Here is a 13,026-nt window from a genome sequence, read left to right as displayed (position 1 = left end):
GAAGGCCGCCCTTTTTTTGCGTCTGACGTCCGTGTTGCGACGTCCGACCTTCTCCTTACTCGTAATCGAAGGAGAAGTGTTCCGGCTTCAGCTGCATGGTGCTCTTGGTCGGCTTCAGCGCGGCATCCGCGTGGGCCTTGGCAGAGGGCAGCATGCGATCGAAGTAGAACTCGGCGGTGGCCAGCTTGGCCTGGTAGAACTCCGCCGGCTCTGCGCCGCCATTTTCCAGCTTGTCCTGGGCAACACCGGCTTGCAGGGCCCAGAAGTAGGCCATCATGGCGTAGCCGCTGTACATCAGGAAGTCGTAGCTGGCGGTGGAAACGATATCGCGGTCCTTGGAGGCCACCAGCATGATGCGGGTGGTCAGGTAGTTCCACTCGGCGGCGATCTTCAGCAGCTTCCAGGCGAACGGACGCAGCTTGGGATCACGCAGGTTCTTGGTGCCGAAATCCACCAGCTTCTTGCTGAAGTCACGAACACACTTGCCCTTGGTCAGCAGCAGTACCTTGCGGCCCAGCAGATCCAGTGCCTGGATGCCGGTGGTGCCTTCGTACAGGGTGGAGATGCGCGCGTCACGGACGATCTGTTCCATGCCGTGCTCTTTGATGTAGCCGTGGCCACCGAATACCTGCATGCCGTCGTTGGCCACTTCCAGACCTTTCTCGGTCAGGAAGCCTTTCAGGATCGGGGTCAGGAAGCCCAGCTCGTCATCCCACTTCTGGTACTCTTCATCGTTGTCAGCCTGGGCTGCGCTGATCATCTTGTCCGCGTATTGGGCGGCGAAGTAGATCATGGCGCGACCGCCCTCGGCGATGGCCTTCTGCTTGAGCAGCATGCGGCGTACGTCACCGTGGTGAATCAGGCTGTCGGCGATGGCATCCGGCTCTTTCTTGCCAGACAGAGCGCGCATGGACTTACGCTCCTTGGCGTAGGTCAGGGCACCCTGATAGGACAGCTCGGCGTGAGCCAGACCCTGGATGGAGGTACCGATACGCGCGGTGTTCATGAAGGTGAACATGCACTCCAGGCCCTTGTTCTCGGGACCGATCAGGAAGCCGGTGGCTTCGTCGAAGTTCATCACGCAGGTGGCGGACGCCTTGATGCCCATTTTCTTTTCCAGGGAACCACAGTGCACACCGTTATCTTCACCGATCTTGCCCGGCAGGTACTTGGGCACGATGAACAGGGAGATGCCGCGGGTGCCTTTCGGCGCATCGGGCAGGCGGGCGAGAACGATGTGGACGATGTTCTCGGTCAGGTCGTGCTCACCGGAAGAGATGAAGATCTTGGTACCCGAAATCTTGTAGGAGCCATCTTTCTGCGGCTCGGCCTTGGTTTTCACCTGGCCCAGGTCGGTACCGCACTGCGGCTCGGTCAGACACATGGTGCCGCCCCAGGTACCTTCGGTCATGGGGACCATGTAGTCCTGGAGCTGCTGCTCGGAACCGTGCATCTGGATGGTGTTCATGGCACCCATGGACAGGCCCGGGTACATGGTGAAGGACCAGTTAGCGGTTGCCATCATTTCGGATTTGATCAGACCCAGGGACGCGGGCAGGCCCTGGCCGCCGAATTCCACCGGGTGGCTGAGACCTTGCCAGCCGCCGGCCACGAACTCGTCGTAGGCTTCCTTGAAGCCTTTCGGCGTGGTCACCACACCGTCTTCAAACTTGCAGCCTTCTTCGTCACCGCTCTGGTACAGGGGCGCGAGGGTGTTTTCACACAGCTTGGCCATTTCGCCAATAATCGCTTCGACCATATCCGGGGTGGCTTCTTCGCCTTCCGGGAAAGTCTTGTAGTGGCTTTCGAAATCGAGCACTTCGTTCATCAAAAAGCGCATATCGCGCACGGGAGCCTTGTAAGTCGGCATAACAGTTACCCTCGTCAGGCAGAAATCGATTCAACTGTCAGTAACGGACAGCGCAACAGGGCGGGCATTGTTGGGCAATTCAAGGGCAAACACATTGACTGCCAAGGCGGGCGCGGGCGGGCGTTAGGGTGAATGGGCGTTCACACGATGTTGAGCTTCAAGCAACGGGATTGCTACGGAGCCACTGTAGGAGTTCCCTTCCAGGGGACGAACCGCACGCAGTGCGGAATCGACCGCAGGGCGATCAGGGGGTTCGGGTTTCTGGAACGACTTTCTGGGAGCGGGGCGAGAAGCCCCACCGATTTCCTCGCTGCCGCTCGGTTCGTCCCCTGGAAGGGAACTCCTACGACAGACGACAGATCCTGCTCCTACTTCTTCCCCTTCCAGCTATACATGGAGGTGGAGACGCCCATGCGCAGCGCCACTTCGTCCCAAACCCCCTGGGGTAAAACCGCCTTGAGCAGTTCGGTGGATTTGGCGATGGGCGGCTCGATAACAAAGCTGTCCTTTTTCTGCATGCCCCTGATGATGCTATTGACCACTTTCCCTGGCGTGAGCATGGGCGTGAACATCGGGGTTTTCACGCCATCAAACATGCCGGTGGAGATATAGCTGGGGCAGACCGTGGTCACATGCACATGTTTGATCTTGCGCACGTCCAGCTCCAGGCGGATGGATTCGGAGAAACCGACCACCGCCCATTTGCTGGCCGCATAGGTGCTGCCATAGGGCAGGCCCACAAAGGCAGAGGCGCTGGCAATATTGACCAGATAACCTTCCTTCGACTGGATCAGGTCTTCGATAAAGGCATGGCTGGTTGCCATCAAGCCTTCGGTGTTGATGCGGAAGGTGTTCAGGTGCTGCTCCAGCGAAACCTGCTCGAACTCGCCACCGAACACCACGCCGGCATTATTGATCAGACCGGTGATGGGGCCGACCTCCGCATGAAGCTTGGCGCGAAACTTGGCGATGGAGGCGATCTTGCTCACATCCAGTACATAGGGGTGCGCCTTGCCACCGGCAGCCTTGATGCGATCGGTGACTTCGCGAGCTGCACTGATGCGCCGGGCGGTAACGATCACTTCTGCGCCCTGTTTGGCAAATTCCTCTGCCATCAGGGCGCCAATGCCGGCACCGGCGCCAGTGATCAGAATGCGATGATTATCGAAACGGGCCATGAGTCATCCTTGTGTGAGTCAGAGATTCAGTGAGCAGTTGCGAGTAACGAGTTTCGAGTTTCGAGTTTCGAGTTGCGAAAAGCCAAAACGGTTTTGCTTTTCGAAACTCGCTTCTCGCAACTCGACACTTACATGTCTTACCCCGGCAGCTTCAAGCCGACCAGCACCACCTTGCCATCTTCCACCGAGCGGGCCCGCAAGCGCAGGCCGCTGACACGAACCGTATCACCGACCACGGTCTGCTTCCCTACCTGTTTGGTGAACATCTCGGCCACGGTGAGCCCCTGCCAGAGGGGCGGCGGTGCTTCCACACCATAGATGGCAATCAACTGCGCCACCGGCGTCTTGCCGAGCACGGTGAAATCGCCGTAATAGCGTTTCTCGTCGTTGCTCATCTTGTGGCACAGGTCGGACAGGGCGGACTTGTGGGACAGGGGCGCGAGCCAGGCGATCAGATCGCCGGCTTCGATATCCGGGTTGTCACTGAGGCTGAGCACCTGCTGGTTGCGGTACAGGATCAGCGGGGTGCGTTTGTCCTCGCTCAATTCGCCCAGTGGCTTGCCCACGGCCCGGGCGCCGGCCTCTACCTCGAACTGCATCAGATAACGATCACGGGGGGCGGCCAGCGGGACGGTCTGTTTGGGTTCGGTGGTGGGCGGCACCGACACTTTCAGTTTGCGCGCTACATAGCGCAGGCTGGCGCCCTGGCCGAGCAGGGAAATCAGCACCACCACTAGGGTGATATCGAACAGCAGGTAGGTCTGCTCCACTCCGGCCAGCAACGGGAACACCGCCAGGACAATGGGCACCGCCCCGCGCAGGCCGGTCCAGGCGATAAAGGTTTCCTCCCGCCAGGTGAAGCGGAACGGCAGCAGGCTTACCCACACGGCGATGGGGCGCGCCAGCAGCATCAGGAAGGCCGCTACCGCCAGGGCCCAGGGCAGGTTTTCGGTCAGCCGGGACGGCGTCACCAGCAGACCGAGAATCAGGAACATGCCCGACTGGGCCAGCCATGCCATGGAATCCATGGCCTTGAGCACATTGTCGCCGGTGCCACCGCGGCGGTTTCCCGCCACCAGGCCGGTGAGATAGATGGCCAGAAAGCCGGAGCCACCCACCAGGTTGGTGAGGGCAAATACCATGGCGCCGCCACTACACAGCAGCAGGGCATGCAGGCCTTCGTTGCTGCGTACCCTGAGCAGCAGCTCACTGATCACCGCGCCCAGCAACAAGCCGAGCAGGGCGCCCAGGCCGAACTGTTGCAGCAGGGTCCACAGCATGCCCACACCCCAGTCGGCCGCGGGGTCCACCAGCAGCCCCACCAGCATCAGGGTGATAAAGATGGCCATGGGGTCGTTAAGCCCGGATTCGATTTCCAGGGTGCTGGCCACCCGTTCATTCAGCGTCACCCCGGCGCCCTTGATCACGCTGAATACCGCCGCCGCATCGGTGGAGCCAATAATGCCGCCCAGCAGCAGCCCCACCCGCCAGTCCACGCCCATCATCCAGGTGGCAAAGGCTCCCACCAGGGCGGCGGAAATGGCGACGCCAAAGGTGGCCAGGCTGAGAGCCGGCTTCAGGCCTAGCCTGAAAGTGCTGAGCCGGGTGCGCAGGCCGCCGTCGAGCAGGATGACTGCCAAGGCAATATTGCCGATCACATAGGCGGTGGAGAAATCATCGAACTGGATACCGCCGATGCCGTCCTCGCCGGCGAGCATGCCCACCACCAGGAAAATCAGCAGCGACGGCACCCCGAACCGGGCACTCAGCGAGCCCAGCAGCAGGCCGGTAAACATCAGGCCGGTGCCGATAAGAAGAAACAGGTTCAGAGAGTCCAAGCGGAATCCATACCAAGAGAATCAGGGTTCTATAGTAGAATAGCTTACACGCAACGCGCTGCGCGCTACATGACGGGACGATGATCTTTGCGTAGGAGCGGCGCTTGAGCCGCGAAGGGCATTGGGAAAGTGTTCGCGAGCAGGTTCGCGGCTCAAGCGCCGCTCCTACGGTAAATCGCGTGCGCGGAGCTTGCAGCGTGTGATGTTGGCATTATACTAGCGCGCCCTTCTGGCTATATTTTGAACAGCAGACCCCTGCAAGGCGAGTGTTGAGATGGATTTTTCCCAGCGATTTGGCGTGATTGTGATCGGCGGCGGCCATGCCGGCACCGAGGCGGCGTTGGCGTCCGCCCGCATGGGCGTCTCCACCCTGCTGCTGACTCACAACATCGAAACCCTGGGTCAGATGAGCTGCAACCCGGCCATCGGCGGCATTGGCAAGAGTCACCTGGTGCGGGAAATCGACGCCCTGGGCGGCGCCATGGGCCGGGCCACCGATAAAGGGGGCATCCAGTTCCGCGTACTCAACGCACGCAAAGGTCCGGCGGTGCGCGCTACCCGCGCCCAGGCGGATCGGGTCCGTTACAAGGCTGCCATCCGCGCCACCCTGGAAAATCAGCCCAACCTGACCCTGTTCCAGCAGGCCGTGGACGACCTGGTCGTGGACAACGGTCGCTGTGTGGGGGTGGTCACCAATATGGGCCTGCGCTTTGTGGCCGATGCGGTGGTGCTCACCGCCGGCACCTTCCTGGGCGGCGTCATTCATATCGGCCTGGATAATCACCAGGGTGGCCGCGCCGGCGATCAGCCCTCCAATGCCCTGGCCCGCCGCCTGCGCGAACTGCCGTTCCGGGTCGACCGCCTGAAAACCGGCACGCCGCCGCGCATCGACGGCAAGACCGTGGATTTTTCCGTGATGCAGGAGCAGTGGGGCGATAGCCCGCTGCCGGTGATGAGCTACCTGGGCAAGGTGGAAGAGCACCCGCAACAGGTGTGCTGCTATATCACCCATACCAATGCCCAGACCCACGACATCATCCGCAGCGGCTTCGACCGCAGCCCCATGTTCACCGGCGTTATCGACGGGGTCGGGCCGCGCTATTGCCCGTCCATCGAGGACAAGGTGAACCGCTATCCGGACAAGGACAGCCACCAGATCTTCGTGGAGCCGGAAGGGCTGGATACCCACGAGCTGTACCCCAACGGCATCTCCACCAGCCTGCCGTTCGATGTGCAGCTGCAGGCGGTGCGCTCCATTCGTGGTTTCGAGAATGCCCATATCACCCGTCCGGGCTACGCCATCGAATACGATTATTTCAATCCCCAGGATCTCAAGCACAGCCTGGAGACCAAGCACATGCCGGGCCTGTTCTTCGCCGGCCAGATCAATGGCACCACCGGTTACGAAGAAGCTGGCGCCCAGGGGTTGCTGGCGGGCCTGAATGCGGCGCGGTTAAGCCAGGAGAAAGAGGCCTGGACGCCCCGCAGGGACGAAGCCTACATCGGCGTGCTGGTGGATGACCTGATCACCATGGGCACCCAGGAGCCCTACCGCATGTTCACCAGCCGGGCGGAATACCGCTTGCTGCTGCGTGAAGACAACGCCGACCTGCGCCTCACCGAAAAAGGCCGTGAGCTGGGTCTGGTGGACGATGAACGCTGGGCCGCCTTCAATGCCAAGCGCGAGGGCATGGTGAAAGAAGAGCAGCGCCTAAAAAGCACCTGGGTGCAGCCGAAAACGCCCCAGGCCGAGGCGGTGAACACCCTGATCGAGAAGCCGCTGACCCACGAATACAGCCTGCTGGATCTGCTCAAGCGCCCGGAGTTGAGCTATGCCACCCTGGCGGACGCGGTGGCGCTGGAAGACCGTCCGGACGCGGCGGTGATCGAGCAGATGGAAATCCTCGCCAAGTATGCCGGCTATATCGATCGTCAGAGCGACGAAATCGAGAAGCTGCGGGCGGCGGAAACCACCCGGCTGCCGGACGACTTCGATTATGGCCAGGTGAAAGGCCTGTCCAACGAAGTGAAGCAGAAGTTGGGGGATATCCGCCCCGAAACCCTGGGTCAGGCCGGCCGGATTCCCGGGGTCACCCCGGCGGCGATTTCCCTGCTGATGATCTATCTGAAAAAGCATCAGCATCAGCAGAAGGCGGCCCAGCAGGCATGAGCCTATCCACAACCTTATCCGACACCCTGGCCCGGGGCGTCGATGCCCTGGGCCTGTCCCTCAGTGATGACCAGCAGCGCCTGCTGCTGGCGTACGTGGACCTGCTAGTGAAGTGGAACCAGGCCTACAACCTCACCGCCATTCGCGATCCGGCGGAGATGGTCACCCGTCATCTGCTCGATTCCCTGGCGGTGCTGCCCTACGTGGCAGACACCGACACCCTGGACGTGGGCACCGGTGCTGGTATACCAGGGATTATTCTCGCGGTATCGCGGCCGGATCAGGCCTTTACCCTGCTGGATTCCAACGGCAAGAAAACCCGCTTCGTGCGCCAGGCCCGCCGTGAGCTGGGGCTGGATAACGTGGAGGTTGTGCACGCCCGCGTGGAACAGTACGGTAAGAGCCCATCACAGATAATTTGCCGTGCCTTTGCCTCCTTGTCGGACATGCTGGCACTCATGGCGCCGATAATTACCGATAATACCCGGGTACTGGCCATGAAAGCGGCCAGCACAGAGCGGGAATTGGCGACCATGCCGCCGCACTGGCAAGGCAACCACCATAGTCTGAACATTCCCGGGCTCGATGAGCCCAGGACACTGGTGGTGGTACAACAGCGCAGCGATTGAGGGCCATCTCAGTGGCCTCCATAAGGAGACAGCAGTGACCACCGTATTTGCCGTAGCGAACCAGAAAGGCGGCGTGGGGAAGACCACCAGCAGTGTGAACCTGGCGGCGTCGCTGGCAGCCACCCGCAAGAAAGTGTTGCTGGTGGATATCGACCCCCAGGGCAATGCCACCACCGGCTCCGGGGTAGACAAGTTCGAGACGGATTACACCATCTACGATGTGCTCTGCGATGACGTGCCCATCGAGCAGGCGGTGACCGGTACGCCGGAAGAATCCGGCTTCGCCCTGATCGCCGCCAACGGCGACCTGACCGCCGCGGAAGTCCAGTTGCTGGACCTGAAGTCCAAGGAATTTCGCCTGCGTAATGCGCTGGCGCGGATCCGCGACGACTATGATTACATCCTCATCGATTGCCCGCCGTCCCTGAACATGCTCACCGTCAATGCGTTGACGGCGGCGGATTCGGTGATCGTGCCGATCCAGTGCGAGTACTACGCCCTGGAAGGTCTGACCGCGCTGATGAACACCATCGAAAAGATCCGCTCGGTCCTCAATCCCAAGCTGCACATCGGCGGCCTGCTGCGCACCATGTACGACCCTCGCAACAGCCTGTCCAACGATGTGTCCAACCAGTTGATCAGCCACTTCGGCGACAAGGTGTACCGCACCATCATTCCGCGTAACGTGCGGCTGGCGGAAGCCCCCAGCCACGGCGCGCCGGTGATCACCTACGATCCGAAATCCCGCGGTGCGGTCAGCTATCTGGCATTGGCCGGTGAGATCCTGCGTCGTGAGCAGGCGCTCAAGGCCCAGCCTGCAGCAGCTTCATAAGGAACGAAACATCATGGCGGCAAAGCGTAAACGCGGTCTCAGCAAGGGCCTGGATGCCCTGCTCAGCAGCAGCGAATCCTACCAGCAGCACCAGGACGAAGTGCGGATCAAGCAGCAGGAGGAAGACCGCGTCAGCGGTGTGGAATATCCCCCCCGTGATGGCGAGTTGCGCCACCTGCCGGTGGACTGCATGGAGCGCGGTCGTTACCAGCCGCGCCGTGACATGTCCCCGGATGCCCTGGAAGAGCTGGCCGAGTCCATCCGTGCCCAGGGGGTCATGCAGCCCATCGTGGTGCGCCCGCTCGGCGAAAAGCGCTACGAGATCATTGCCGGTGAACGCCGCTGGCGTGCCGCCAAGATGGCCGAGTTGGACACCATCCCGGCGGTAATCCGCGAGGTGCCCGACGAAGCCGCCATCGCCATGGCGCTGATCGAGAACATCCAGCGGGAAAACCTCAATCCCATGGAAGAGGCCATCGCCCTGGGCCGCCTGAAGGAAGAATTCGGTCTTACCCACCAGCAGGTGGCTGACGCGGTGGGTAAATCCCGCGCCATGGTGACCAACCTGCTGCGCCTGATGAGCCTGGAATCCGACGTCAAGAAGCTGCTCGAGCACGGCGACCTGGAAATGGGCCATGCCCGTGCGCTGCTGGCGCTGACCGGTAATAAACAGGTGGAAGCGGCCCGCACCGTGGTGGCCAAAGGGCTGTCCGTGCGCCAGACCGAAGAGCTGGTCCGTGACTTCGAAAAAGCCAAACCCGCCAAACCGGCACCGCCCAAGGAAGACCCCAACGTGAAAGCGTTGATCGGCGACTTGTCCGATCGTCTGGGGGCACCGGTGCAGATCCAGCAGGGCCAGGGCAACAAGGGCAAACTGGTGATCAGCTATAACAACCTGGATGAACTGGACGGCATCCTGGCCCATATCAAGTAACACGTCCGACGCAGGATCCATGGAGGGTGTAGTGGGGCGGTTTCTTTACCGGGCCGAGGCCGACGGTAAACCGGTTTCCGGTATTCAGGATGCGGCTAGCGCCGCTGAAGCACTGACCTTGCTCAAGGAGCAGGGTCTGCAGTCCGTGCGTCTGCAGAACGATGCCATGACCGCCGCCATGCCTCTGGATACCGGCGGACTGGCAGATCGGGACTACGCCGAACTACGCCACTATTTCCAGGCCCGTCACGGGCTGCGCCCCTTCCTGTTGATGCTGCTCAAGCAAACCTGGCTGCTCTGGCTGTTGGCCGTGCCCGGGGCGGTGTTCCTGTGGCTGACCGACTATCGACTCTGGGCCGGTCTGTTGTTGCTTCTGCCCCTGACAGCGGCGGCCATCGGCCTGTGGAAATACCGCGACGCCCGGGATTTTGATGCCATGCTGTCCGCCATTGCGCTGGGCCACTGGCAAAAAGCCGCGTCACTGGGTGACCGGTTGAGTCGCCGTATCCGTGATGAATCCGTGGCCATGGAGCTGTCCGTCCAGAGGGCCTGTCTGCAGGCGCGGAGCGGGGATCTGGATCGCGCCCTGGCGGAACTGACGCAATGGCAGCCGGTAATGGATATGCTGATGCCGGGCATGTTTTCTGCTCAGCAGGCGCGGGTCTACCTGGCAGCCCGGGACCATGACAGGCTGCTGCGCTGCCATCGCGATGCGGTGGCGGCCTCAGACCAGGACCCCAGCCAGACCCTGGACTATGCGTTGATGGAAGCCCGTTATGGCTCCGCTGCCCGTGCCCATTGTCTGCTGCTGGAGGTGGACCCGACGTTGCTGCCGGAATATGGCGATGGTTTTGTGCCCTGGGTGGAAGGTGTCGTGGCATTGCGCCAGGGCCGGAATGAAGCCGCGATAGTCTGTCTTCGCGACGCCCTCGACCGGCTGCAGTCGCTAGCCAGCAATCCAGCGGTGTGGTGCACGCTGGCCATGGTCGGGGGTGATGCCGCCTGTGCCCTGTTGCGGCTGAGGCACACGGATGAAGCCACGGCTATGGTGGATGCCGTCTGGCCGGTGTTATCTGTCCATGGCGATAAGGAACAGCTGGCAGCGTTGGCGCCGGTTTTACCCGCAAGGGCATAGGCGATGGCCCCTGCCGCAGGGTAAACAAAAATATTTTAATGTTTATTTATTTTTGTGAATTGAATTCACAAAGCGCATGGCCCCGCTCTCATCACTTTTCCATCTCGTGTTTACACTGACATTGACGAACAATCCGCCATGCACGGTTGCCAGTAGCGCGCCAACTACATATACTTCGCCGCGCTAAAGATCAGGGGTGCCATGACCTTGCGCCTGGTGCGGCATCAACTTGCATCGGCCCAGAGGCTTTACGGTGACCAGCAACGAATTTCAGCCCAACAGAACCTTGTTCTGGGGCTTAATGCGCGCCCAGCTTGCAACGCTGGTGATATTCGCGCTGCTGGTAACTTCCCTGGCCGGTACGCTGGCCGGTCTGGTAGCGGCCTGGGGAGGCACTATCAGCCTGATCGCATACGCCTGGGGCGGCTTTCAATTATGGATGCACCCCGGTAACCGCGCACCGAAACGCTTGGCGACAGCGGCGATTCGGGCGGAGATGGGCAAGATCGCAATTATGTTGTTGCTGTTCTGGCTCACTTTCTCCAAGGTCCCTGAAGCGCGGGAAATGAAGATTGCAATGGTTCTGCTGCTGGGCTTCATGCTGACCCAGATCGTGGGCTGGGTTCAGGTGGCACGCCTGGACGGGCAAACAGCGGCAGAACAAGACAGTCAAGACGACTGAGACTGTAGGCATCGGCTCTCTAACAGAGGTTTGACATGGCAGCGAACTCCGCCGGCGAGTATATCAAGCACCATCTGGGTAATCTGACCTATGGCAAACTGCCCGAAGGGTATGTTCGTGAATGCCATGGTCACGCGGAGACGCTGACCGAGACTACCTGGACCTTCGCCTGTAACGGTAACGAAGCCAAAGACATGGGCTTCGCCGCCTTTCACGTGGACTCTCTGGTGTGGTCTGGCGGCCTCGGCATTATCATGTGCCTGTTGTTCTGGCTGGGCGCTCGCAAGGCGACTGCCGGCATTCCTTCCGGTTTCCTTAATTTCGTGGAAATCATTATCGAGTTTATTGATACCCAGGTTCGCGACTCTTTCCATGGCAAGAGCAAGCTGATCGCCCCGCTGTCACTGGTGATCTTCTGCTGGGTCTTCCTGATGAACCTGATGGATCTGGTCCCTGTGGACTTTATCCCGAAGACATTTGAGTGGGTAATGGTGAGCTTCTTCGGCTGGAGCGCTCACGAAGCCTACTTCAAGATTGTTCCGACCACGGATCCGAACATTACTCTTGGCATGTCATTTAGCGTAATGTTCCTGATCATCTTCCTCACCATCAAAACCAAAGGTGTGGGCGGATTTGTCGGAACTCTGGCACTGCATCCTTTTGAATCCGGCAACCCGGTGGTCAAAGCACTTCTGATCCCGGTGAACCTGCTGCTGGAAACCATTGCTCTGCTGGCCAAGCCGGTATCTCTGGGCCTGCGACTGTTCGGTAACATGTACGCGGGTGAGTTTGTGTTTATTCTGCTGGCAGCCATGATGGGCACCTGGCAGTTCGTAGGTGCCTGGCCCTGGGCGGTATTCCATATTCTGGTAATCACCCTGCAGGCATTTATCTTCATGGTTCTGACCATCGTGTATCTGAGCATGGCGGTCGAAGAGCACTAAGTTTTTTTAAACCGGTTTTTAATTAAACCAACCAAGCACTTAACGGGAGTGTAAAGATGGAAGGCATTCAATTTCTTGCTGCTGCTATCGTAGCTGGCCTGGCGGCCATCGGCGCAGGTCTGGGCTTCGGCATGATGGGTGGTCGTTTCCTGGAGTCTGTGGCTCGTCAGCCTGAACTGGCTCCGATGCTGCAAACTCGCATGTTCATCATCGCCGGTCTGCTGGATGCTGTGCCGATTATCTGTATCGCCATCGCGTTCCTGCTGATTTTCCAGTAAATCGCGCTTTACTTTTTAAGCCCCGATTTTGGGAAATCTAAGCAACGCGGATTGAGGTGTTGGCATGAATATTAATGCGACACTAATTGGCCAGGCCATTTGGTTTGCCCTGTTTGTGTTCTTCTGCATGAAGTTCGTTTGGCCTCCGATTTCTCGGGCGCTCGAGGAACGTAAGCAGAAGATTGCCGAGGGCCTGAGTGCCGCGGATCGGGCAGAGCGTGATCTGGAACTGGCGCAGGAAAAGGCGACCGCCAATCTCAAAGAAGCGAAAGAGAAGGCGGCCGAAATTATTGATCAGGCCAATCGTCGGGCTAATCAGATTGTGGAAGAGGCTAAAGATGCAGCGCGCACCGAAGGTGAGCGTCTGGTAGCCAAAGCCCACTCTGAGATTGACCAAGAGGTTAATCAGGCTCGTGAGCAGCTGCGTAAAGAAGTGGCGGCCCTGGCGCTGAGCGGTGCCGAGAAGGTACTGGCTGGCGAAGTAAACCAGGACGCGCACAAGCAGATGCTTGAGCAGCTGGCGGCTGAACTCTGAG

At 60.1% G+C, this 13,026-nt stretch carries 12 protein-coding genes; 9 read left to right on the top strand and 3 right to left on the bottom strand.

Annotated features, from left to right (window positions below):
• Positions 1 to 55 precede the first annotated feature (55 nt).
• The 3 genes from T9A_RS04895 to T9A_RS04885 form a co-directional block, all read right to left on the bottom strand.
• A complete protein-coding gene (locus tag T9A_RS04895; RefSeq protein WP_035245662.1) occupies positions 56 to 1,870 on the bottom strand; it encodes an acyl-CoA dehydrogenase C-terminal domain-containing protein in 1,815 nt (604 codons plus the stop codon).
• A gap of 368 nt (positions 1,871 to 2,238) precedes the next feature.
• Positions 2,239 to 3,048: an SDR family NAD(P)-dependent oxidoreductase gene (locus T9A_RS04890; RefSeq protein WP_035245660.1), complete on the bottom strand. Its 810-nt coding sequence runs from the start codon at positions 3,046 to 3,048 to the stop codon at positions 2,239 to 2,241.
• A 137-nt stretch (positions 3,049 to 3,185) separates the two neighbouring features.
• A complete protein-coding gene (locus T9A_RS04885) occupies positions 3,186 to 4,886 on the bottom strand; it encodes a potassium/proton antiporter (RefSeq protein ID WP_035245658.1) in 1,701 nt (566 codons plus the stop codon).
• Positions 4,887 to 5,160: 274 nt separating this feature from the next.
• On the opposite strand from T9A_RS04885, the gene mnmG reads away from it, so the two are divergent.
• The 9 genes from mnmG (at position 5,161) to T9A_RS04840 (ending at position 13,025) form a co-directional block, all read left to right on the top strand.
• On the top strand, positions 5,161 to 7,056 hold the full coding sequence (mnmG, locus tag T9A_RS04880) for a tRNA uridine-5-carboxymethylaminomethyl(34) synthesis enzyme MnmG (protein WP_035245653.1): 1,896 nt from the start codon (positions 5,161 to 5,163) through the stop codon (positions 7,054 to 7,056).
• On the top strand, positions 7,053 to 7,685 hold the full coding sequence (gene rsmG / locus T9A_RS04875) for a 16S rRNA (guanine(527)-N(7))-methyltransferase RsmG (protein WP_035245652.1): 633 nt from the start codon (positions 7,053 to 7,055) through the stop codon (positions 7,683 to 7,685). Before mnmG ends, rsmG begins: the two co-directional genes overlap by 4 nt.
• Before the next feature lie 34 nt (positions 7,686 to 7,719).
• Complete coding sequence (locus tag T9A_RS04870) at positions 7,720 to 8,517, top strand: ParA family protein (protein ID WP_035245651.1); 798 nt, start codon at positions 7,720 to 7,722, stop codon at positions 8,515 to 8,517.
• Positions 8,518 to 8,530: 13 nt separating this feature from the next.
• Entirely contained in the window at positions 8,531 to 9,451 is a 921-nt protein-coding gene (locus T9A_RS04865) for a ParB/RepB/Spo0J family partition protein (RefSeq protein WP_035245648.1), read from the top strand.
• A gap of 31 nt (positions 9,452 to 9,482) precedes the next feature.
• Complete coding sequence (locus T9A_RS04860; RefSeq protein ID WP_035245640.1) at positions 9,483 to 10,586, top strand: hypothetical protein; 1,104 nt, start codon at positions 9,483 to 9,485, stop codon at positions 10,584 to 10,586.
• A 253-nt stretch (positions 10,587 to 10,839) separates the two neighbouring features.
• On the top strand, positions 10,840 to 11,268 hold the full coding sequence (locus T9A_RS04855) for an ATP synthase subunit I (RefSeq protein ID WP_232222015.1): 429 nt from the start codon (positions 10,840 to 10,842) through the stop codon (positions 11,266 to 11,268).
• A gap of 35 nt (positions 11,269 to 11,303) precedes the next feature.
• On the top strand, positions 11,304 to 12,212 hold the full coding sequence (gene atpB / locus T9A_RS04850; protein WP_035245639.1) for a F0F1 ATP synthase subunit A: 909 nt from the start codon (positions 11,304 to 11,306) through the stop codon (positions 12,210 to 12,212).
• Between the two features lie 56 nt (positions 12,213 to 12,268).
• Entirely contained in the window at positions 12,269 to 12,490 is a 222-nt protein-coding gene (gene atpE, locus T9A_RS04845) for a F0F1 ATP synthase subunit C (protein ID WP_007151035.1), read from the top strand.
• A gap of 64 nt (positions 12,491 to 12,554) precedes the next feature.
• Positions 12,555 to 13,025: a F0F1 ATP synthase subunit B gene (locus T9A_RS04840; RefSeq protein ID WP_035245638.1), complete on the top strand. Its 471-nt coding sequence runs from the start codon at positions 12,555 to 12,557 to the stop codon at positions 13,023 to 13,025.
• Position 13,026: the final 1 nt, after the last annotated feature.

This window comes from Alcanivorax jadensis T9 (genome assembly GCF_000756655.1).
GTDB classification, from domain to species: Bacteria; Pseudomonadota; Gammaproteobacteria; order Pseudomonadales; family Alcanivoracaceae; genus Alcanivorax; species Alcanivorax jadensis.
This window is presented reverse-complemented; position numbering and strand designations above follow the sequence as displayed.